A 23,489-nucleotide genomic window follows, 5' to 3' on the forward strand; every position below is an offset into this window, starting at 1 on the left:
AAAATAAGGGTGCCCCTTTTGGGACACCCTCATTTCTTATTTAAAAATTAATACCTTCCCAACAGTGCCATCAGCGCTTTCCCCGGCAACACGGAATTTTAATCCGTAATTAGGGATATTACGTCCGGCATCAACAATACCAGGATTGCTGTAATCTGCCTTGTCATCAAATAATGGGCTGCGTTTTGTAAAATTGTCCTTCATTGTATACTGTCCAGGGTAATTGACGAACATTTTCTCTGTTTTGTTAAGTCCAAATGCCGCATCATGCATTTGGAAACGAGAAACGCCGATAGATTTATCACTCCAAGACAATGCATGCTGGTCTGCATCCACTACTCCAAGGAAACCATCGCCAGGATGGACGCCTGTCCAGTTGTTATCATAAGTCTCATCGACATACCAAACAACTAATCCCGGATCATAGCTTATCAAACTGTCACCGCGGCGAATATGGCTTAAGCCGGCATCAACACCATTATGGGATCGCCACTCTAATAGGTAATAATGTTTGCTCTGGTATTTCCCATCATGCTTTTCAAAGCCGTCTAATGTAAATTGGGAGTCCCCTTCAGCACCATCAGATAAAACTTCTTTGCCATCAGCAGTTACGTTTACATTATCAACGAAGAAGCCATCTAAATTTGTTGCCCAGTCTGTCATCGAACGGAATTGAAGCTGAATTTTTTGCCCCTTATAGTCACTTAAATCGATTGTCTCATGAATCCAGCCATTACTGGATCCAGTGTATCCAGGCAGATTTTCTTTGATGGCTGGATAACCGTTTGGATCAATTTTTGAACTTGTATGGTCAGTTGAGAGTGATTTCCATGTTTGCCCGTTATCTGTTGAAACCTGCACCATCGCGTAATCCCATTCAGGTTCAATGTTGTACCATGCATCGAAATCCAGGGAAGCCTTGCTGACATTAGTTAAATCAACCTCTGCAGCCATTTTGTGATCGGCTTCATCACCTTTACCGCCATAATATTCGTACTCTCCTCCCTTAGGGGTATTAAGTAGATTTACTTTGTCCGGCAGGTCAATTCTGACGGTATCATTATTGGTACCTTTTGTGGCTCCTTCATCCAGAAGAACGGTTGTGCCTTCTTTTGTAATCTTATCAGCATGTAACGTTGTACCGCTTAACCAGTTGCCGCCATGTAAGTTTTGCAGCATTTCTCTTGCAAATGGACTAAATCCAGACGGTTCTGTTCCTGGAATGTCTCCAGCCCAGCTGCCAGCTGACATGATAGACCAATATCCAATGGCTTCACCTGCACCGCTATAAACTGTGTCATACTCATCAGGAAGGCCAAGGTCATGACCGAACTCATGGGCAAATACGCCGGCAGCACCGTCTTCAGGTTCGATAGTGTAATCATAAGCCCCTAACAGTCCTCCGAAGCGGTCACTATTCGATTTACCGCCGGGAACAGCGATTAAGTTTCCAAGATTCCAGCGATGTGACCAGATAGCATCGCCGCCTAATTTACCGCCGCCGGCCTCTTCGCCGACACCGGAATGAATCACCATTAAGTGGTCAATAATGCCGTCCGGTTCGTTGTAGATGCCATCGTTATCGTAATCATCACGGTCCCAAACATCATACTCGCTTAGATCTACATTTGGATCTTGCCCAGCTTTTGTTAGTGCTTCATATATAAGTTCCCGCGGGCGGGCATCGCTTCCATCCGGAGCAGGATCATTTCCGCCATAATAGGCAGCAGGATGATCTGCCGTATACCAGCCGGCCACAGTTCCATCAACCGTATAGCTGCCGCCGGATTGCTGGTCATAGTATTGCTTCATGGAAACAAGATTTTCTCCATTAGGGCCTTTGTATCCATCTTTTCCAAAAATCATATCTTGGAAGTGGTCATGGGTATAGTCTTCATACCACATGTCGGTTTCATCTTTTGTAATCGAGCTTTTAGGATAATCAGGGAAATCGATTGCCAGAACCAGGACCTTGTCATGTCGGACATTCCCGTCATAGCCTTCTTTTTGCACAGGGTCAACAGTGTCTTTCTTGGCCTGTCCTAATTTGTTGCCGTTTCCATTTTTTAAACCGTTAGATTTTGGCTCTGCGCTTTTCTTTGCCTTGCCAAGTCCGGCAGGGAGCTTGTCCTTTGTTTGACCAAGCTTACTCTTTCCTTTTAAATATCTTTGAAGTGCTTTTTCAGCTTCAGCAGGGCTTGCGTTTTTTTCCAGCTTTCCTTCCCGCTTCAGCATTTCTATTAATTTATCATCATTTGCCATTCCCAAATCTATTGGTCCAGTTTGTGAGGAATATTTAGCGGAAAAATCGTCAGCCTTTACATTTGATGCAGGTCCTGCAGCACTAAGCATTCCAATACCTAATGACAACGCAAGAGCTGTGGAAAAAAATTTCTTCTTCTTCATAAAGCTCCCCCTTTTGATATTTGATTTATATAATATTTTTCAAAAAAATAATATGTATGGATCCCCCCCTAAATAATAGTTTTCCTGCCATACTATTTATCCACTTTTATAAAATATTAGGAAAATAGTATAATTATATAATAAGCCCATGATTGAAAATTGTAAATATTCTAAATAAACATTGAAAAAAATAGTAAAAAAGCATCAAAAAGTTTGTCATAACAATAGACCTAAACACCTGGCCTCATTCCTTTTTGGTTGCATTTTTCCTGTTTCCTTTCTAGAATAAATTAACAGAAATTATAAAAATGAGGTGCACTCATTTGGAAATCGTTGTATTAAGATATTTATCAGGATTGATTCTGCCGGGCTTGTTAGTGTTGTTGTTCACCCGTGTTACCTACAACCGTTTTATCGGCCTTATTTTAACAGTTGCCCTCATTGCAGCTTCCGTGTATAAGGGGTATACAAATTCATTTATTTTAATTGTGGTCGATGCCTTTTCCTTAACGGCAGGTTTCTGGCTGGCTGTTAAAATGAAACCCCGTGCTGCAAAAAAAGAGTAATTGTTCGAGTCTGTCAAAGGGGCAGGCTTTTTATTTGTAAAAAAACAAATATACGTTCGCATATTATTGGTTTGTTTTTGGGGTATTGTGGTAAAATGGTATTATTGAATTTTTTCAAACAGATAGACCTGAATTTAAATTTGGGAGGAACTTTTTGTGGAGAACCAATTTGAATTAGTGTCAAAGTATTCACCCCAGGGGGATCAGCCTGAAGCTATTAAACAAATAGTCGAAGGCATCCATGAAAATAAGCGTTATCAGACACTTCTCGGGGCAACGGGTACGGGGAAAACTTTTACGATTTCCAACGTAATTAAAGAAGTGAACAAACCGACATTGGTCATTGCCCATAATAAAACATTAGCTGGACAGCTTTACAGCGAATTCAAAGAATTTTTTCCGAACAATGCTGTCGAGTATTTTGTGAGTTATTATGATTATTATCAGCCGGAAGCTTATGTTCCGCAGACGGACACCTTTATTGAAAAGGATGCCAGCATTAACGATGAAATTGATAAATTGCGCCACTCGGCCACATCGTCATTATTTGAGCGCAACGATGTCATTATCATTGCCAGTGTTTCCTGTATATATGGTCTCGGTAATCCAGAAGAATACCGTGAAATGGTGCTGTCCCTTAGAGCGGGAATGGAAATTGAACGCAATCAGCTGCTTCACCGCCTGGTTGATATTCAATATAATCGAAATGATATCGATTTTAAACGGGGGACATTCCGCGTCCGCGGCGATGTCGTTGAGATCTTTCCTGCATCCCGCGATGAGCACTGTATTCGGGTTGAGTTTTTTGGAGACGAAATAGACCGGATCCGTGAAGTGGATGCACTTACCGGCGAAATTATCGGTGATCGCGAACATGTAGCGATTTTCCCGGCATCCCACTTCGTTACAAGGGAAGAGAAGATGAGGAAAGCAATTGAAAATATTGAAATAGAACTTGAAGAACGCCTTGCCATTCTTCGCGAGCAGGATAAATTACTGGAAGCCCAGCGTCTTGAACAGCGTACCCGCTATGATTTAGAGATGATGCGGGAAATGGGGTTCTGCTCAGGAATTGAAAACTATTCACGGCATTTAACATTGAGACCGGCGGGATCGACACCCTATACCTTACTGGATTATTTTCCTGAGGATTTTCTGATTGTCGTCGATGAGTCCCATGTCACCCTGCCGCAAATCAGGGGGATGTATAATGGCGATAAGGCGCGGAAGGAAGTTCTTGTTGAGCACGGTTTCCGTCTTCCGTCAGCTTTAGACAACCGCCCTCTGATGTTTGATGAGTTTGAAAAACATATCCATAATATTGTATTTGTTTCTGCAACACCGGGACCATTTGAATTGGAACACACCCCATCAATGGTCGAACAGATTATCCGCCCGACAGGACTGCTGGATCCTATCATTGATGTACGTCCAATTGAAGGGCAGATTGATGACCTTATTGGTGAAATTCAAGATCGGGTAAAACGTAATGAACGTGTCCTTGTGACGACCCTAACGAAAAAAATGTCTGAGGACTTAACCGACTATCTGAAAGAAATAGGGATTAAAGTGCAGTACCTGCATTCGGAAATCAAGACACTTGAGCGGATTGAAATTATTCGTGAACTTCGCCTTGGAACCTATGATGTTTTAGTCGGAATTAACCTCTTACGGGAAGGACTGGATATTCCTGAAGTTTCGCTTGTGACGATTCTTGATGCCGACAAGGAAGGATTCCTGCGTTCCGAACGTTCATTAATCCAGACAATTGGCCGTGCAGCCCGGAATGCCAATGGACGAGTTATCATGTATGCAGACAGGATTACAGACTCTATGGAAAAAGCCATCAGTGAGACGAAACGGCGCCGCAGTATTCAAGAAGAATACAATCTGAAGCATGGAATAACGCCGCAAACCATTCAGAAGGCGATTCGTGATGTTATTCGTGCTACACATGCGGCAGAAGATAAAGAAGACTATAAACCAAAAATGACATTTGGTAAGATGACGAAGAAGGAAAAAGAGAAAGTAATTGTCGATATGGAAAAGGAAATGAAGGCTGCAGCGAAAGCGCTCGACTTCGAACGTGCTGCCGAGCTGCGTGACCTGCTTTTCGAATTGAAAGCGGAAGGATGACGAGCATATGGCGATAGAAAAAATAGTGATTAAAGGCGCCAGAACCAATAATTTAAAAAATGTTGATGTCACCATTCCGAGAGATCAGCTTGTTGTATTAACGGGACTTTCCGGGTCGGGAAAGTCCTCGCTTGCGTTTGATACGATTTATGCCGAAGGACAGCGCCGCTATGTGGAATCATTATCGGCTTATGCCAGGCAATTCCTCGGTCAAATGGACAAACCTGATGTCGATATGATTGAAGGATTATCACCGGCGATTTCCATTGATCAAAAAACAACAAGCCGCAATCCGCGCTCGACCGTCGGAACGGTAACAGAAATCTATGATTATTTACGATTATTATTTGCCAGGGTCGGACACCCAACCTGTCCAATCCACCATATAGAAATTGCTTCCCAAACGATTGAACAAATGGTTGACCGGATTATGGAATATCCCGAACGGACGAAGATGCAGATTCTAGCTCCAATCATATCCGGGAAAAAAGGAATGCATGTGAAAGTGCTGGAAGACATTAAAAAACGGGGATTTGTCCGCATCCGTGTGGACGGGGAAATGCTTGACCTTGGCGATGACATTGAATTAGAAAAAAATAAGAAGCATTCCATCGAAGTAGTAGTAGACCGGATTGTGGTCAAAGAGGGAGTGGAGACCCGGATTGCCGACTCCCTTGAAACAGCGCTTGGTCTTGGTGAAGGAAAGGTAATAGTAGACGTTATTGGCCAGGAAGAACTCATGTTCAGTGAAAATCATGCCTGTCCAATCTGTGGTTTTTCCATCGGTGAATTGGAACCGCGGATGTTTTCGTTTAATACCCCGTTTGGTGCCTGCCCGGATTGTGATGGTCTGGGTTCTAAGCTTAAAGTGGATGTTGATTTGGTGATTCCGAATAAAGACCTGACATTGAAGCAGCATGCGATTGCCCCGTGGGAGCCGACAAGCTCACAATATTATCCACAGCTGCTTGAGGCAGTCTGCAGTCATTACGGTATCGACATGGATATTCCGGTAAAGGATATACCGGAAAACCTGCTGGAAAAAATCCTTTACGGTTCCGGCAGTGAAAAAATCTATTTCCGTTATGAAAATGATTGGGGCCAAACACGTGAAGGCTACATTGAATTCGAAGGCGTGATTCGTAATGTGGAGCGCCGCTATAAGGAAACAAGCTCCGATTATATCCGCGAACAAATGGAAAAATACATGGCAGAGCAGCCATGTCCGAACTGTAAAGGCCATCGCTTAAAAAAGGAAAGCCTGGCTGTCTTGATCAATGGCCATCATATTTCTGAAGTGACGGATTTGTCGATTAAAGAAGCACTTAAATTTATGTCTAATTTAGAGCTGTCTGATCAAGAAATCCAGATTGCCAGATTAATTTTAAGGGAAATTGATGAGCGTCTCGGCTTCCTAGTAAACGTCGGACTGGACTATTTAACAATGAGCCGCAAAGCGGGAACCCTTTCCGGAGGGGAAGCACAGCGAATCCGCCTGGCAACCCAAATCGGTTCCAGATTAACGGGTGTGTTATATATATTGGATGAGCCATCCATCGGACTTCATCAACGGGATAATGACAAACTCATTGACACATTAAAAAATATGCGGGATATCGGCAATACATTAATTGTCGTCGAGCATGATGAAGATACGATGCTTGCAGCTGATTATTTGATTGACATTGGCCCTGGTGCCGGTGAGCATGGCGGTAAAGTGGTGTCTGCTGGAACCCCGGCAGAAGTCATGGCGGACCCAAATTCATTGACCGGCCAGTATTTATCAGGGAAAAAGTTCATCCCGCTGCCGCTTGAACGCCGCAAATCGGATGGACGTTACATTGAAATCAAAGGTGCTGCCGAAAATAATTTGAAAAACGTCAATGTCAAAATTCCACTTGGTATGCTGATTGCTGTTACGGGTGTCTCTGGTTCAGGGAAAAGTTCACTAGTGAATGAGGTCTTGCTAAAATCATTGGCACAAAAACTCAATCGGGCAAAAGCGAAGCCAGGGGAGCATAAGAGCATCAAAGGGCTGGAACACCTGGAAAAGGTCATCGATATTGATCAGTCGCCGATCGGCCGCACACCACGGTCCAATCCGGCCACCTATACCGGCGTATTTGATGATATCCGCGATGTGTTTGCGGCAACAAATGAGTCGAAGGTCCGCGGTTATAAAAAGGGCCGCTTTAGTTTTAATACAAAAGGGGGCCGCTGTGAAGCCTGCCGCGGCGATGGGATTATCAAAATTGAAATGCACTTTTTACCTGATGTTTATGTTCCTTGTGAGGTGTGCCACGGAAAACGCTATAATCGTGAAACACTGGAAGTGAAATACAAAGGTAAGAATATTTCAGATGTGCTGGAAATGACGGTAGAGGAAGCCTTGAGCTTTTTTGAAAACCATCCAAAAATCAGCCGCAAGCTGCAGACAATTGTGGATGTAGGACTCGGTTATGTCCGGATGGGGCAGCCGGCCACAACATTATCGGGCGGCGAAGCACAGCGCGTGAAGCTTGCATCTGAGCTGCACCGCCGGTCAAACGGCAAATCGTTCTACATTTTGGATGAACCGACAACAGGTCTTCATGCAGATGATATTTCACGTTTGCTCATCGTCTTGCAGCGTCTCGTTGAAAATGGCAACACTGTCCTGGTCATCGAGCATAATCTCGATGTGATAAAGGCAGCCGACTATATCATCGACCTTGGTCCAGAAGGCGGAGACAGAGGCGGTACCATTATCGCGACCGGAACACCGGAAAAAGTTGCGGAGGAGCCGGATTCATATACAGGCAAATACTTAAAGCCGATCCTCGAAAGAGATCGATTGCGGATGAAACAGCAAATCGAAGATAAAAGTGCAATTAAAGCATAAATAAGAAAGAGCCGAAACTGACGGTAAAAAGTCAGTTTTCGGCTCTTTTTTATATTTGCGAATACGAGGCGCGCGGAATGATTGCGAAATTCGGCGGAAATAAAGGAAAAGCCGGCGGAATAAAGTGCAGAATCCGCGGAATAATCGGGGGATTCCGCGGAATAAAAGGTAAATCCCGCGGAATAACCGTGTTCCGATTGTCGGATAGCTCGTCGGCAATCAGCGAAAAAAGCATTCCAATTGGCGGATAAGCGCCGGTAATTAGCGGAAGGCAAATCAATCAGCGAAGCGGATCCTCCCTTCAAAGGCCATGCGGAAAAATCGGGCTATACCACATCCGAGGAATAAAAGATAAATCCCGCGGAATTCCCCAAATCTCCAGCAGAAACTTCATTTGAAAACCAATAATTATCCAACTAATGTAAAATAGTAGGAAAAATAGTAGGAAACTTTCACTCTCCTGAATCGTAGATATACTATAGAAGGGATGGGACGAGATGGAGAGTAGAAAGGTACTTTCAAGTTTATGTTATTTCAGCATTTTTTTTGCGGGATTTATTTTTCCGTTTATCGTATGGCTTGCAAGCAGTGATTCGGTGACCAAGGAGCATGCCAAAAAATCGTTAATATCCCATTTGATTCCAATCATTCCAACAATTTTTGTTGTGTTTGCAGTTATATTTGAAATGGTTAATTTTCAAAACGAGGTTCCTATTTTAACGGTGATCAGCATGATTATTACAGCAGTTGTCTGGATTATAATCGTCATTTATAACATTATAAAAGGCGTAAAGGTACTGATGACTGAATAAAATGAAATGGGTAAAAATTCACTTTGGGGGGGTTAATATGAAAGAGGAACGTAAACGAATTTTAAAAATGGTGGAAGAGGGGAAATTGACGGTTGATGAGGCATTAACTTTAATGGAAGAATTAGAAAAAGCTCAGCAGACTGCTAACGAGAAAAAAGAACAAATCATCAACGAACTTTCCACAGTGGTAAAATTTGAAGAGGCCAAGAAGGAAGATCCGTTTCAAGCAAAATATCAATCGACAAAGGATAAAATCTTTGATTTTGTCGATTCCGCTTTGAAAAAGATAAAAGAAATTGATTTTGATTTTAATTTTGGGAAATCGGTAGAGATTTCTCATATTTTCCATCACGGCGATGTTGAACTGAAGAATATTGATATTGATATTGCGAATGGATCGGTTAAAATCGCTGTCTGGGACCAGCCGGATGTGCGGGTGGAATGTCAGGCGAAGGTATTCCGGGTGGAAAACCAGGATCAGGCACGCCATAATTTCCTCCGTGATGTAGTATTTGCGGTTGAGGGACAAAAGTTAAAATTTAACACCCAGCAAAAATGGATGAAAGTCGATGCAGTCATGTTTGTTCCAAAAGCTCAGTATGAGCATTTGAGAATCAGGCTTTTTAATGGCCCGATTACCGGCAGTGATATGATGGTGGATGACCTCCATGTGAAAACAGCCAATGGGAAAATTCAGCTTGACCGCATCTATGGAAAAAGGGGAGAGATCGAAACGGCTAACGGGAAAATCGATGTTCTTACCAGTAATATGAACGAACTTGAGGCAGAAACGATTAATGGTGCCATCAGGCTTGAAGGTGATTTTAAAAAGACAGAAGCCCAATCATTCAATGGGAATATCAGTTACAACCTAAGCGGCAGCCGATGTGAGTGGATCCATGCCAAAACAACATCCGGCACCATTGACGTTTTTGTTCCCGAGATTCTGCCGGTGAATGGTGAACTGAAAACCAATTTAGGGGGCTTTAATCTGAAGTTGACCGGGGTGCAAATTCTTGAGGAGAAAAGCGAGATGATTCAAAAATTACTTCGCTTTCAATCCGTCAACCAAACAGATCAAATGGTAAAAATCTATGCTGAAACCAAAACAGGATCTATCAGCCTGCAAAAAGCAGAATAAGTAAGGGGATTGTTTCATATGAGATGGCTCATTGGATGCATCATTAATGCAGTATTGTTTATGGCACTGTCCGGCTATTTTCATGACAGCTTTTATCTCTCAGGCTTCTCAGCGGCTCTGCAGGCAAGTATTTTATTGTCCATTTTGAATGTCCTGGTCCGCCCGCTCTTGATTTTGTTTACTCTGCCTGTGACAATCTTAACGATGGGATTTTTCTTGTTTGTGATTAATGCCATTACATTGGAGCTGACCGATTATTTAATGGGCAGTACCTTTGAGATTGATGGTTTTGGTATGGCATTGTTTTTTGCTGTACTGATGTCACTTGTCAACCTGGTAATTCAAAAAACCATACTAGAGCCATCCAGGTACTCTAAAAAGAAATAACAAAAGATGCGTACTTTTAAAAGGTATGCATCTTTTTTTAATTCCTGAAAGTATGGTTCTTGCGAGAAAAATGGTAAAATGAAAAAAATGAATTTATTAGAAAAATTATCGCAGTTGTTTTAAGGAGGATATCATTCTTGCCAAAGGTACGTACTAAAGATATTTTAGAAAAATTTAATCTCGAATTAATAAGTGGTGAAGAGGGGATCAACCGCCCCATTACGATGAGTGATATTTCTCGTCCAGGTATTGAAATGGCTGGGTATTTTGAATTTTACCCGGCTGAGCGAATTCAGTTATTAGGAATGACAGAGCTGACATTTTATGAGGCACTTTCGAATCGGGATAAAGTAACAAGAATGGAACAATTATGCACGGATATCACCCCGGCGATTATTATTACCAGGGGATTGGACGTGCCTCCCGAGTTAATTGAAGCATCTGAAAGGGAATCAGTTCCAGTTCTCAGAGCAAATATGAAAACCACCCGGTTCTCCAGCCGCCTGACCAATTTTTTGGAAAGTAAGCTTGCTCCGACAACTGCCGTACATGGAGTATTGGTGGATATATATGGAATTGGGGTTTTGATTACCGGAAAAAGCGGTGTCGGAAAAAGTGAGACGGCCCTTGAATTGGTAAAGCGCGGCCACAGGCTGGTTGCTGATGACTGCGTCGAAATTCGTCAGGAAGACCAAGACACATTAGTCGGGACCTCTCCGGAATTAATTGAACATTTACTTGAAATTCGCGGCTTAGGGATTATTAATGTAATGACCTTGTTTGGAGCGGGTGCAGTCCGCAGCAATAAGAGGATAACACTGGTCATTAACTTAGAACTCTGGGACCCTAAAAAACAGTATGACCGCCTGGGACTTGATGAGGAAAAAATGAAAATTATTGATACTGAGGTAACGAAGCTGACAGTTCCGGTCCGGCCAGGCCGAAACCTCGCTGTTATTATCGAAGTGGCGGCGATGAATTACCGCTTGAAACGAATGGGAGTTAATGCAGCACAGCAATTTACAGACCGTCTATCTGATGTTATTGAAGATGCAGATCATGAACAGGAAGATATGTAATAGGAAGAGGAGAATGAAATGAACGAGAATATTAAGCCGCTAGATCCGATTGCGTTTTATCTTGGCCCGATTCCAGTGCATTGGTATGGAGTAATAATTGGATCCGGGCTTGCACTAGGTCTTTATATTGCAATCCGGGAAGCAAATCGAAGAAAATTGCCGCAGGATACGTTTGCGGATTTAATGCTATGGGCGATTCCGATAGCGATTATTTCAGCTCGAATCTATTATGTTATTTTTGAATGGGGTTATTATTCACAGCACCCGGCGGATATCCCAAAAATCTGGGGCGGCGGGATTGCGATTCACGGAGCGCTGATTGGTGCTGTTATCACGACGATTATTTTCACAAGGAAACGGGGAATTTCCTTTTGGAAGCTTGCGGATATTGCAGCACCAAGTATTATTCTAGGACAGGCCATTGGCCGCTGGGGCAATTTTATGAACCAGGAAGCACATGGACGAGAAGTGACACGGTCATTCCTCGAAAACCTGCATCTGCCTGATTTTATTGTTAATCAAATGTATATAAATGGAACCTATTATCACCCGACTTTCCTGTATGAATCCGTTTGGGATTTTGCCGGCTTTATCCTTTTGATGCTGCTGAGAAAAGTAAACTTGCGCCGTGGTGAATTATTCCTTTCCTATGTCATTTGGTATTCAATCGGCCGTTTCTTTGTAGAAGGCATGAGAACGGACAGTTTGATGCTCGGCAGCCTTCGGATGGCGCAAACCATTTCAATTGCACTTGTCGTTGTTTCCATTCTTATACTCATATACCGCCGGAAACAAGGTCTCTCCGATGTCCGTTATTTAGATGGAACCAATAAATAAAGAGGAGTATTAGGGGAAATGCTTCTACATTCAGTAAAAAAGGGAATTCTGGCTGGTTTCAAAACGACTTGGACATTAGGGAAAATTATTTTCCCCGTTACCCTTGTTGTCGCTGTATTACAGTATACGCCTGTTTTACCATGGATCATTAAGCTGTTAACCCCGGTGATGAAGCTGATTGGCTTGTCAGGGGATGCAGCCATTCCGCTTGTACTTGGAAATATGCTGAACCTTTATGCCGGAATCGGTGCGATTATTACGCTTGATTTTTCCGTTAAAGAAGTATTTATCTTAGCAGTGATGCTGAGTTTTTCGCATAATTTATTCATTGAATCTGGGGTAGCCATGAAAGCAGGTGTGAAGCTTTGGGTGATCCTTACAACCAGGCTTGGACTGGCATTTATTTCAGCTGCTGTCATTAACCTTGTCTGGCATGGCGGCGGAGAGCCTGCCAAATATGGCTTGATTGAAGCAAAATCAGAACCGGCGGCAAGTTTTGCGGGGATTTTACTCGAAGGCTTGGAAAAAGCAGGACTCGGCATTTTGCAGCTCGCTATGATTGTTATTCCGTTAATGCTTGTCATTCAAATTTTAAAAGACTTACAGTGGCTGCAAAAATTTTCAAAGGCTATGTCTCCTGTCACCCGCTCACTGGGCATGCAGGAAAATACATCAACGACAATGGCAGCCGGTCTCATTTTTGGCCTTGCCTACGGCGCAGGAGTTATGATTCAGGCTGTCCAAGAAGATGGTGTCAGCAAAAAAGATATTACATTAGCCTTTATATTTCTTGTCGCCTGCCATGCTGTAGTAGAGGATACGCTAATTTTTGTCCCTCTCGGCATTCCTGTATGGCCCTTGTTTTTAATAAGAGTAGGAGTTGCCATTACATTGACCTTAATAGTTGGGACGATTTGGAGGCGGACCGGCAAGTTAAGAAAAAGAAAGGAAGCATCTTATGACAAAACAAATCACGACTCTACTATTTGATTTAGATGGAACCTTAATTGATACAAATGAACTGATTGTCGCTTCATATCTGCACACGCTTGAAAAATATTATCCAGGCAAATTTGGAAGAGAGGATGTTCTGCCATTTATGGGTCCTACCCTTGATGAGGCTTTTGGGAGCATCGACCCAGACCGTGTAGAAGAATTGGTGAAAGACTACCGGGCATATAACCTCTCTGAACATGACAATCTTGTCAAGGAATTTCCCGGGGTATATGAAACAGTGAAAACATTAAAGGAAAAAGGATATAAGCTTGGGGTAGTAACAACGAAACGCTTTGATACTGCTTTAAGGGGATTGCGATTAATGAAGCTTGATTCTTTTTTTGATGTCATCATCGCGATTGATCAGGTTGAAAAAGTGAAGCCGGACCCTGAACCGATTTTTAAAGCATTAGAAAAGCTTGGTTCAACACCTGATGAAGCCATCATGGTCGGGGATAACTATCATGATATAGAAGGCGGAAAAAATGCGGGCACATTAACAGCTGGCGTCGCCTGGTCGCTTAAAGGCAGGGACTTTCTTGCTAAATACAAACCAGATTATATCCTGGAAGAGATGCCGGATTTACTGACCATCTTAGAGGTGTAAAAATGAGAAAGACAACCCGCTATCGTGTAGAAGGGGCCAACTCCCTCTGGCATGTCTATAAAACTGTTCCTTTCTGGAAAGTGGTAAAAAACTTTGTCGTCATTCAGATGGCACGGTACACCCCTTTTTTGGGGATGAAAAATTGGCTTTACCGTACGTTTCTTGGCATGAAGGTGGGAGAAGAGACCTCTTTTGCGTTAATGGTCATGCTGGATGTAATGTTTCCGGAAAAAATCAGGGTTGGACGCAATACGGTTATTGGGTATAACACGACCATTCTGGCACACGAGTACCTGATTAAAGAATATCGTTTGGGAGATGTGGTAATCGGTGATGCTGTGATGATTGGTGCGAATACCACCATCATGCCGGGTATCACAATCGGTGACGGTGCCATTGTCTCGGCCGGCACCCTTGTACATAAGGATGTCCCTTCAGGAAGCTTTGTCGGCGGAAACCCGATGCGGATGATCTATACGAAGGAGCAGCTTGCCGAACGATGGGCGGATGATGAGATTTACGGAAAAAAATGAAAAAGTCTGGTCTATCTTTTTTTTGACCGGACTTTTTTTATAAGGCTGTTAAAGAGTGGTGTTGATTTTTTATACCCCTGTTGATTGCAGCGGAAGGCACGAAGACTCCTCGTAAATGCGAACGCATTTCCTTCGTGGTGGGCGGATTCAATGATGTTAATTCAGTGTCCTGCGGGGGTGCGTGCCAGGGGAGACCCCGAAGGCGTTAGCGCCGAGGAGGCTCCACGGAACTCCCGCGAACCGCTTGTGCCTCCTTCTAAAAGCTATCGCTTTTAGTCGTGCGATGCCCATGCTGACGAAGACTTCCTTGTGGAGCAAAATCAACAGCCAAGTTTAACATAGCCTTTTATAAAAATCTGTTTCGAGAAAATTTAGCGGCACTTTTTTAAAAAAGCAGTCAAATTCTACTGAAAATTGGCGGAATCTTCACAGAAATCACTACTCTTAACACTAGAATCTTGTCATAATATTTTTATATTGACGAAATTTACCACAAGGAGTAAACTTAAAAACAACAACTTTAATCCTCTAATATATTAGCAGACTAAAGCAACTTGAAAAGGATGAACAAAATGAGCCAATTGTTTATGTTTGAGAAACCGTTGGGGATGCGCGATACCCTGCCGGAATTATATGAAAAGAAAGACCGGGTCCGCTTATCAATGGCGGAAACGTTCAAACTTTGGGGCTATCAATTTATTGAAACACCAACTCTCGAATATTATGAAACCGTTGGTGCCGCTTCAGCCATCAATGATGCCCAGCTGTTTAAATTACTTGATAAAGAAGGACATACCCTTGTGTTAAGACCTGAGATGACGACTCCAATTGCCCGCGTTGCTGCATCTAAACTCTTGCAGGACGATCTGCCAGTAAGGCTAGCCTATTCAGCTAACGTCTTCCGTGCCCAGCAAAGAGAGGGCGGCAGGCCGGCTGAATTTGAACAGATTGGAGTGGAATATCTTAATGAAGATACCATCTCCTGTGACGGTGAAGTCATTGCATTATTAATTTCTTCTTTAAAAAAGGCTGGCCTGGAGCAATTTCAAATCTCAATAGGTCATGCTGGATTTGCCCAGGAATTATTCGTTCAAATTTTAGGAACAAATGGACGGGCAACAGCTTTACGGAAGTTTTTATACGAAAAAAATTATGTTGGATATCGTGAACATGTTCAGTCTTTAAATTTATCATCCATTGATAAACAAAGATTACTTAAGCTTCTCCAGTTAAGGGGCGGCGAAGAGATCATGAGCAGTGCCGCTGACATCATTGAAAATGGGGAAGGGAAAAAGGCTATCAGCGAGCTGGAAGAACTGTGGAACATTGTAAAAGATTATGGTGTTGAGGATCATGTGAAATTTGATTTTTCGATTGTCAGCCATATGAGCTATTATTCCGGTATATTATTTGAAGTCTATGCTGGAAAGGTCGGTTTTCCAATCGGTAATGGCGGCCGCTACAGCTTAATTGAAAAGTTTGGAAAGAAGGCAAGCGCCACCGGATTTGCCGTCAGACTCGATATGCTGCTTGAGGCTTTAGGAGGCAGTCAGTCTGAAACTGATTGTCATTGTATATTTTTCAGTCAGGAGCGCCGCAGCGAGGCATTTCAATTAGCAAAAGAAATGCGTGAACAGGGTCAAAAATCTATTCTTCAAGACATAAGCGGTGTGAATAATCTTGATGCTTTTACAAAGAAATTTGCTAAAACGACCTTTTTAATCGGAGGACGAAACAATGAATAGGAAATCTGATTTGGAGGTGCACCAATGAATGACATTCTAACAATAGCGATGCCGAAAGGGCGTATTTTTGAAGAGGCAGCAGCATTGCTTCGTAAAGCAGGCTACAAGCTTCCGCCGGAATTTGATGACTCGCGTAAATTGATTATCGATGTACCGGAAGAAAATTTGCGGTTTATTTTATCAAAGCCAATGGATGTTGCTACTTATGTAGAACATGGCGTGGCGGATATTGGCATTGCTGGAAAGGACGTTTTGCTGGAGGAAGAGCGGGACGTTTATGAACTTCTAGATTTAAAAATCAGCGGCTGCTATTTGGCTGTTGCAGGACTGCCTGATACTAAAATGAATGATGTGGCCCCAAGGGTGGCAACCAAGTATCCAAATGTGGCGGAGGCGTATTTTCGTGAGCAGGGGGAGCAGGTCGAAATTATTAAATTAAACGGCTCCATCGAACTAGCCCCGTTGATTGGTTTATCAGACCGGATTGTCGACATTGTCTCAACCGGCCGGACGATGAGGGAAAACGGGCTCGTAGAATATGAAAGAATTGTGGATGTGACATCAAGGCTGATTGTCAATCCTGTCAGCTATCGGATGAGGGACACTCAGATTGACGAACTTGTCTCAAGACTTCATGAAGTAGTATCAGTGGGGGAACTTTAAATGAAAATACTTCAAGTAAATGATCTTATTTCAATAAAACGTTCAGTAGAATCCGGAACTTCCGAACAGCAGGCAGCTGTTCAAGCAATTATTGAAGATGTCAGAGCCCGGGGTGATCAAGCAGTCAAAGAACTAACAGAGAAGTTTGATCAAGTTCAGCTTTCTGCCTTTTCAGTTACGGAAAAAGAAATGGAGGAGGCATATGGAAAAGTTACGGATGAGTTCGTGGCCATTGTCCGCGAGGCAGCGGAAAATATCCGTGTTTTCCATGAAAAACAGCTTCGTCCTTCCTGGATGACGACAGAAGAGAATGGCACCATTTTAGGGCAGAAAATGACACCGCTCGATTCTGTTGGCGTATACGTACCGGGCGGGACTGCAGCCTATCCATCTTCAGTATTAATGAATGTGGTGCCTGCAAGGGTTGCCGGCGTTAAAAGGATTGTCATGACCTCTCCTCCAGACCGGGATGGCAATTTACCAGCAGCAGTGCTTGTCGCAGCAAAAGAAGCGGGAGTGAAAGAAATCTATAAGGTCGGCGGGGCACAGGCGATTGCTTCTCTTGCCTATGGAACTGAATCCATTGCTCCTGTCGATAAAATCACCGGCCCGGGAAATATCTTTGTTGCCCTTGCTAAACGTGAGGTATATGGTGATGTCGATATTGATATGATTGCCGGGCCTAGTGAAATTGCTATTTTAGCAGATGAAACGGCAAGACCTGATGAAGTGGCGGCAGACCTTTTATCACAGGCAGAGCATGACCCTAGGGCCTGCAGTGTTTTGGTTACACCGTCTATGAAATTGGCTGAAGCTGTTTCGGCAGAGGTTGAAAAGCAGCTTGCTGTTTTACCCCGTCGCGAGATTGCAGAACGTTCCATTGCAGATTATGGTGCGATTTACGTTACCGATGGTATTGATGAAGCGGTGGAAGTCGTCAACCAGCTGGCACCAGAACATCTAGAGGTAGTTACAGCTGAGGCGGTTGAACTGCTTGGGAAAATCCGTCATGCCGGCGCTATTTTTATAGGACGCTATAGTTCAGAACCTGTCGGCGATTATTTTGCCGGACCGAACCATGTTCTCCCGACAAATGGAACAGCAAGGTTTTCCAGTCCGCTGAACGTTGACGATTTCCAAAAGAAATCAAGTGTTATTATTTACAGTAAGAATGCCTTTGAAGAAAATGCAGGGAAAATCGCAGCATTCGCCCGCATGGAAGGACTCGAAGCCCACGCAAGAGCTGTGGAAACAAGACTTAAGAATGATAAGTAAGAAAATTGTATTACGGAACAAACACATATAAAAAGCACGAATGTCTTAAATAGAGCCCATCAAAAAAGAATTAATGCACCATGAAGCTCAACATCCGGTTTTTAATCCTAATTAATGAAATACCGCAATCCAAATTTGTAAATAGAACGCATCAAAGGAGGCCAATTTCTCATGGAAAGAATCGCAAGAGTAGAACGTAAGACAAACGAAACTAGTATTAAACTGGCGCTGGCAGTCGACGGTGAGGGCCGTTCTGATCTTGAAACAGGCGTTCCCTTCATGACCCATATGCTTGATTTGTTCACAAAACACGGTCAATTTAATTTAACTGTAGACGCCAGTGGAGATGTGGAGGTAGATGACCACCATACAACAGAAGATATCGGCATTTGTTTAGGACAAGCACTCCGTGAAGCACTTGGAGACAAGCGAGGAATCAAGCGTTACGGAAATGCCTTCGTGCCAATGGATGATGCACTGGCACAAGTAGTAGTAGACCTCAGCAACCGCCCGCACTTTGAAATGCGCGGTGAATTTCCTGGACAAAAGGTTGGAACATTTGATACAGAGCTGGTCCATGAATTTCTTTGGAAACTTGCATTAGAAGCTCGAATGAACCTGCATGTCATTGTTCATTACGGAAAAAATACACACCATATGATTGAAGCTGTTTTTAAAGCTTTGGGCCGGGCACTTGACGAAGCGACAACTGTTGACCCTAGGATCAAAGGTGTTCCGTCAACAAAAGGAATGCTGTAATAAAAATAAGCGTCTACCATTCATACATAGGAACGCAATAAAAATTTGGGGCGGTGATTCACCATGATAGGAATTGTCGACTATGGCATGGGAAATTTGTTCAGTGTCAGTAAAGCACTGGAACGGCTCAATGCCGATTATTTTATCTCAGCAGATAAAAACCAGCTATTAAACGCAGATGCCCTGATTCTACCGGGAGTTGGCGCTTTTCGAGATGCGATGGACCAGCTGCCGGCAGATACAATAAAGGAGTTTGCTGCTTCAGGGAAACCGCTTCTCGGCATCTGCCTTGGCATGCAGTTATTATTTGAAAACAGCGAAGAAAATGGTTTTACAGAAGGCTTAGGCCTATTGCCGGGCAGTGTGCGCCGTTTCCCAGGAAAAGAGGGCACAGCATCATACAAAGTGCCTCACATGGGCTGGAACCGGCTGGAGTTTGTAAAATCTTCACCGCTTACGGAAGAACTTGAGGAAGATTATGTTTATTTCGTCCATTCGTACTTTGTCAATGCAGAGGATTCCGCCGTTGTCTTGGCCAAAACGGATTATCATGCACAGGTGGCAGCTGTGGTAGGAAGAGACAATATTTTCGGGATGCAATTTCACCCGGAAAAAAGCAGTAAGCTGGGGATGTCACTGCTAGCAAACTTTTTAAAAATAGTTGGGGAAAGGAACGCGGTTCGATGAGCTTAACAATTTATCCGGCAATTGACATGCGGGGCGGGAAATGTGTCCGCCTGCTGCAGGGGGACTATGATAAGGAAACAGTATATGGGGATTCCCCATTTGATATGGCCGGGCAATTTGCTGCAGATGGGGCAGAGTGGATTCACATGGTCGACCTTGACGGAGCCAAAGACGGAAGACGGGTGAACGACTCATTTGTCATTGAAGCGGCAAAAAAACTGCAGAATGTAAAGATTCAAATTGGCGGCGGTATTCGTACGGAAACAGATATTGCTCATTACCTTGAAAATGAAGTGGACCGTGTGATTATCGGTAGTATTGCTGTTTCAAATCCTGAGTTTGCAATCGATATGATTCAGAAATATGGTTCGAAAATTGCAATTGGAATTGATGCAAAAAACGGTTATGTTGCTACACACGGCTGGATTGAAACATCCGAAGTTAAAGCAATCGAACTCGGCAAGCGTTTTGCAGAAGCTGGGGCAGAAACATTTATTTTTACCGACATTGCAACAGACGGTATGCTATCAGGTCCTAATATTGCGGCTGTTAAAGAAATGGCAGAAGTGACCGGCAAAAATGTGATTGCATCGGGCGGAGTCAGCAGTCTGGCAGATCTTAAAGCACTGGCTGAAACCAAAATCATCAGCGGCGCCATTGTTGGAAAAGCCTTATACGAAAAGCGTTTCAGCCTTAAGGATGCCTTAAAGGAGGCAGGGGCTGTATGACATTGACAAAAAGAATTATTCCCTGCCTGGATGTAAAGGATGGACGTGTTGTAAAAGGGGTTCAATTTGTCCAGCTTCGCGATGCCGGCGATCCAGTTGAACTTGCACGATTTTACGATGAGCAGAGGGCAGATGAATTAGTGTTTTTGGACATTTCGGCGTCAGTGGAAGGACGAAAAACAATGGTCGAGGTAGTGAAAGCTGTTGCTTCAGAGCTTGCCATTCCATTCACGGTTGGAGGCGGCATCAATTCTCTAGAGGATATGAAAAAAATCCTTCGCGCGGGTGCTGACAAAGTATCACTAAATACAGCTGCTGTCCAAAATCCAGAACTAATTAAAGAAGGGGCAGGTTTTTTCGGTTCACAATGTATTGTGGTTGCTATTGATGCAAAATTTGACCCGGAAGTGAACACTTGGCGCGTTTACACCCATGGCGGCCGGAAGCCGACTGAAAAACTGGTCATTAACTGGGCCAAAGAAGCCATGGAACTTGGCGCCGGAGAAATTTTGTTAACAAGCATGGATAGTGACGGTGAAAAACATGGATTTGATCTGGCACTGACAAAAGCGGTAAGTGAGGCGGTAACAATACCGGTCATTGCCTCAGGCGGTGCAGGAAATGCTGAACATTTTGCCGAAGCATTCGAAGAAGGAAAAGCAGATGCAGCCTTAGCAGCTTCGATTTTTCACTATAAAGAAACCTCTGTCCATGAAGTGAAAAGCTATTTGAGCGAAAAGGGAGTGACGGTTCGATGAATACGAACGAAGTAAAATTTGATGAAAAAGGTCTTGTTCCTGCCATCATCCAAGATGCAGAAACGATGGAAGTATTGACATTAGCATATATGAATAAGGAATCGCTTGAAAAAACCCAGGAAACAGGTGAAACATGGCTTTATAGCAGATCTCGAAAGGAACTGTGGCATAAGGGTGAAACGAGCGGCAATACCCAGTCTGTTGTAGAAATCAAATATGACTGTGACAAAGATGCCCTGCTTGTACTAGTCAACCCTAAAGGACCGGCTTGCCATACTGGAGCAGTCAGCTGTTTTTCGCAAAATGCTGTGGATAGAAAAACCAACTTAGGAGAATTTCAGATTCTGCAAACACTCGAGAAAATCATTCAACAACGCGAGCAGGAACGTCCTGAGGGTGCCTACACCACCTATCTTTTTGAAAAAGGCGTCGATAAGATTTTGAAAAAAGTCGGTGAAGAATCTGCAGAAGTTATTATTGCTGCAAAAAACCGAAGCCAGGAAGAATTAAAATGGGAAGCCGCAGACCTTTTGTATCACCTGCAGGTATTGTTGGTAGAACAAGGCCTTCCATTAAAAGAAGTATTACAAACACTTGAAGCAAGACATAAGCAAAAAGACCGGTCCTAAGGCTGGTCTTTGCGCTGAGTAAAGAAAAATATAGACTAGAGACATTGAAAATGGTTCAGGCAAGCAGCCTCCCTTCGAGGTTAAATAATCCTTCAGCCCTAAAAGTCAAATACCAGACTTTTAGGGCTGAAGAACATTTCCAAGCCTTGAGGCTGGCCGCTGGGGAAGCTGGTAAGAATCATCATCTCAGGAACAAGCCTGTGCTTGTTTCGAAGGCGCTTGCGCTGGTTTAATTTCCATCTACCCCCGGCATAAATCCCTTCTCGTACCACCGGTAAATATGTTATACTACATTAGTTGTGGTTATTAAAGGATGATGGAGGACCTCATGAGCAGAGACGCAAAAGCAAGAATGGATAAGGGGAAAATTGTTTCATTTATTCCAACGGGGGAATATTACTTTAAGAAGGGTATCAAGGCATACCATCGACGTGATTTTTTAAAAGCTAAAAAATATCTGGGACGGGCGCTACAGCTTGAGCCGGGCGAACCGATGATAGCATGCCAGCTGGCCATTGTGTCAACAGAACTGGGCGAATTTGAACATTCCAACCGACTCTTACACCTCATCCTTGAAGATCTTGATCATGAAATGGTAGAATGCCACTACTTTCTAGCAAATAATTATGCCCATATGGGATTTTTTAAAGATGCATACCACCATACGGTTACTTATTTACAGATGGATCCAGATGGTGATTTTACAGAAGATGCAGAGGAACTGCTTGAATTGCTCGCTTTTGAAGAGGATGTAGTAGAGGACGAACTGTATCAGCAGGATGACCTCATTATCAAGCAGGAGCAGGCTCGAGACCTTTTGGAAACAGGCTATTTTCCAAAGGCTATAGAGCTGTTAAAAGAAGTTGTTGAAGAATATCCGGAATACTGGTCTGCCTATAACAATTTAGCACTTGCTTATTTTTATTTAGGCAAAACAGAGAAAGCGGAAGCCATTTTAGATGAAGTGCTTGAACGAAATCCAGGTAATCTTCATGCATTATGCAATAAGATGGTGTTTGCCTATTATCAAGGACAAACAGAATTTGTGAACCAAATGCTTGAATCATTAATGAAAATTCAGCCGCTCCTAAGCGAGCAGAAATTTAAGCTTGGTACATCATTTGCATTAGTCGGTGAATATGAGCAGGCCTTTTTATGGCTGAAAAAGCTTTATAAAACCGGTTTTGATGGAGACAGCCCATTTTATTATTGGCTTTCTTATTCAGCCCATTACACCGGACATGAGAATTTTGCCAAAGCCATTTGGAAAAAACTGATTGAGTTAAATCCTGAAAAAGAAGGCAATGAACCATGGCTGGCTGATCAGGATCAAGTGAATGGATTTGAAGATCTTTCGGGTTCTATTTTTCAAAAACTTGAAAGTGACTATGTAGAAGAACGGCTTTTCGCTCTTTTCTTGACATCTGTATCAAGCAAAAAAGAGGAAATTATCACTTCGAAACGGCTGTTTCAAAATCACAAATTTACGACTTTAGAAAAAGAATATATATCACTAATACGTTCAGGCAAAACATCGGCAACAGCAGACGCACAGGAAATTGCAGAGCTGTTCTATGAAACATATCAGCCGATTGGAACCGTTGAAGCCGGACTTTACCTGATGTTGTTTTCCGTGTTTGTAGAAGTGTCCAAAGCAGGTATTAGGTTAAAGAATAAACGGGCTTGGGCAGGGGCTGTTGAATATGTATGGCACAAGCTCCGCAGTGAAAAGGTTTCACAGCAGGACGTGGCAAAACGGTATGCAATTTCACCAGCAACCATTGGAAAATATGTGAAGCTTGTCAATGAGTTTTTAAACTAAAAAGGTAAGCAGATTCTTGGACTATAAATCAATTGTTTAATA

Annotated in this window: 22 protein-coding genes; 21 read left to right on the top strand and 1 reads right to left on the bottom strand. The window is 43.1% G+C overall.

All coding sequences use genetic code 11. The features are described 5' to 3' along the window. Nucleotides 1–36 precede the first annotated feature (36 nt). The gene (locus tag M3183_RS04930; RefSeq protein WP_251467085.1) at nt 37–2,406 is read right to left on the bottom strand and encodes an immune inhibitor A domain-containing protein; all 2,370 of its coding nucleotides are present in this window, start codon (nt 2,404–2,406) and stop codon (nt 37–39) included. Nucleotides 2,407–2,735: 329 nt separating this feature from the next. Here M3183_RS04930 and M3183_RS04935 point away from each other — a divergent pair, with 329 nt between their 5' ends. The 21 genes from M3183_RS04935 (at nt 2,736) to M3183_RS05035 (ending at nt 23,447) form a co-directional block, all read left to right on the top strand. Next, complete coding sequence (locus M3183_RS04935) at nt 2,736–2,972, top strand: DUF2198 family protein (RefSeq protein ID WP_396953699.1); 237 nt, start codon at nt 2,736–2,738, stop codon at nt 2,970–2,972. Nucleotides 2,973–3,128: 156 nt separating this feature from the next. Then, nucleotides 3,129–5,108, top strand: coding sequence for an excinuclease ABC subunit UvrB (gene uvrB, locus M3183_RS04940; protein WP_251467088.1), 1,980 nt, complete (start codon nt 3,129–3,131; stop codon nt 5,106–5,108). Nucleotides 5,109–5,115: 7 nt separating this feature from the next. Beyond that, nucleotides 5,116–7,989: an excinuclease ABC subunit UvrA gene (gene uvrA, locus M3183_RS04945; RefSeq protein ID WP_251467089.1), complete on the top strand. Its 2,874-nt coding sequence runs from the start codon at nt 5,116–5,118 to the stop codon at nt 7,987–7,989. A gap of 77 nt (nt 7,990–8,066) precedes the next feature. Then, nucleotides 8,067–8,240 (top strand): hypothetical protein, encoded by a 174-nt coding sequence (locus M3183_RS04950; RefSeq protein ID WP_251467091.1) that lies wholly within the window; start codon nt 8,067–8,069, stop codon nt 8,238–8,240. A gap of 246 nt (nt 8,241–8,486) precedes the next feature. Then, entirely contained in the window at nt 8,487–8,801 is a 315-nt protein-coding gene (locus tag M3183_RS04955) for a magnetosome magnetite crystal formation protein family (RefSeq protein WP_251467093.1), read from the top strand. Nucleotides 8,802–8,838: 37 nt separating this feature from the next. Further along, nucleotides 8,839–9,942, top strand: a complete 1,104-nt coding sequence (locus M3183_RS04960; RefSeq protein WP_251467095.1) for a DUF4097 family beta strand repeat-containing protein — start codon at nt 8,839–8,841, stop codon at nt 9,940–9,942. Nucleotides 9,943–9,960: 18 nt separating this feature from the next. Continuing rightward, on the top strand, nt 9,961–10,329 hold the full coding sequence (locus tag M3183_RS04965; RefSeq protein WP_251467097.1) for a phage holin family protein: 369 nt from the start codon (nt 9,961–9,963) through the stop codon (nt 10,327–10,329). A gap of 137 nt (nt 10,330–10,466) precedes the next feature. Beyond that, entirely contained in the window at nt 10,467–11,408 is a 942-nt protein-coding gene (gene hprK, locus M3183_RS04970) for an HPr(Ser) kinase/phosphatase (RefSeq protein ID WP_251467098.1), read from the top strand. A gap of 18 nt (nt 11,409–11,426) precedes the next feature. Then, nucleotides 11,427–12,245 (top strand): prolipoprotein diacylglyceryl transferase, encoded by an 819-nt coding sequence (lgt, locus tag M3183_RS04975; RefSeq protein WP_251467101.1) that lies wholly within the window; start codon nt 11,427–11,429, stop codon nt 12,243–12,245. 18 nt (nt 12,246–12,263) lie between these two features. Beyond that, the gene (locus tag M3183_RS04980; RefSeq protein ID WP_251467103.1) at nt 12,264–13,235 is read left to right on the top strand and encodes a nucleoside recognition domain-containing protein; all 972 of its coding nucleotides are present in this window, start codon (nt 12,264–12,266) and stop codon (nt 13,233–13,235) included. Next, on the top strand, nt 13,204–13,848 hold the full coding sequence (gene ppaX / locus M3183_RS04985) for a pyrophosphatase PpaX (RefSeq protein ID WP_251467107.1): 645 nt from the start codon (nt 13,204–13,206) through the stop codon (nt 13,846–13,848). The genes M3183_RS04980 and ppaX overlap by 32 nt, the downstream gene beginning before the upstream one ends. Nucleotides 13,849–13,850: 2 nt before the next feature. Then, nucleotides 13,851–14,381, top strand: a complete 531-nt coding sequence (locus M3183_RS04990) for an acyltransferase (protein ID WP_251467109.1) — start codon at nt 13,851–13,853, stop codon at nt 14,379–14,381. Nucleotides 14,382–14,953: 572 nt separating this feature from the next. Then, complete coding sequence (locus M3183_RS04995) at nt 14,954–16,126, top strand: ATP phosphoribosyltransferase regulatory subunit (RefSeq protein WP_251467112.1); 1,173 nt, start codon at nt 14,954–14,956, stop codon at nt 16,124–16,126. Nucleotides 16,127–16,150: 24 nt separating this feature from the next. Then, a complete protein-coding gene (gene hisG / locus M3183_RS05000; protein ID WP_251467114.1) occupies nt 16,151–16,789 on the top strand; it encodes an ATP phosphoribosyltransferase in 639 nt (212 codons plus the stop codon). Then, nucleotides 16,790–18,064, top strand: coding sequence for a histidinol dehydrogenase (hisD, locus tag M3183_RS05005; protein WP_251467116.1), 1,275 nt, complete (start codon nt 16,790–16,792; stop codon nt 18,062–18,064). A gap of 171 nt (nt 18,065–18,235) precedes the next feature. Beyond that, a complete protein-coding gene (gene hisB, locus M3183_RS05010) occupies nt 18,236–18,823 on the top strand; it encodes an imidazoleglycerol-phosphate dehydratase HisB (RefSeq protein ID WP_251467119.1) in 588 nt (195 codons plus the stop codon). 63 nt (nt 18,824–18,886) lie between these two features. Next, entirely contained in the window at nt 18,887–19,510 is a 624-nt protein-coding gene (gene hisH / locus M3183_RS05015) for an imidazole glycerol phosphate synthase subunit HisH (RefSeq protein WP_251467122.1), read from the top strand. Continuing rightward, nucleotides 19,507–20,238, top strand: coding sequence for a 1-(5-phosphoribosyl)-5-[(5-phosphoribosylamino)methylideneamino]imidazole-4-carboxamide isomerase (gene hisA, locus M3183_RS05020; RefSeq protein WP_251467125.1), 732 nt, complete (start codon nt 19,507–19,509; stop codon nt 20,236–20,238). The genes hisH and hisA overlap by 4 nt, the downstream gene beginning before the upstream one ends. Next, nucleotides 20,235–20,996 (top strand): imidazole glycerol phosphate synthase subunit HisF, encoded by a 762-nt coding sequence (gene hisF / locus M3183_RS05025; protein ID WP_251467127.1) that lies wholly within the window; start codon nt 20,235–20,237, stop codon nt 20,994–20,996. The genes hisA and hisF overlap by 4 nt, the downstream gene beginning before the upstream one ends. Then, a complete protein-coding gene (gene hisIE, locus M3183_RS05030) occupies nt 20,993–21,625 on the top strand; it encodes a bifunctional phosphoribosyl-AMP cyclohydrolase/phosphoribosyl-ATP diphosphatase HisIE (RefSeq protein ID WP_251467129.1) in 633 nt (210 codons plus the stop codon). The genes hisF and hisIE overlap by 4 nt, the downstream gene beginning before the upstream one ends. A 328-nt stretch (nt 21,626–21,953) precedes the next feature. Beyond that, nucleotides 21,954–23,447, top strand: coding sequence for a tetratricopeptide repeat protein (locus tag M3183_RS05035; RefSeq protein WP_251467131.1), 1,494 nt, complete (start codon nt 21,954–21,956; stop codon nt 23,445–23,447). The last annotated feature ends 42 nt before the right edge of the window (nt 23,448–23,489 follow it).

Origin of the sequence: Neobacillus mesonae, assembly GCF_023715155.1 — a bacterium.
In the GTDB taxonomy this organism is placed as follows: Bacteria; Bacillota; Bacilli; order Bacillales; family Cytobacillaceae; genus Neobacillus; species Neobacillus mesonae_A.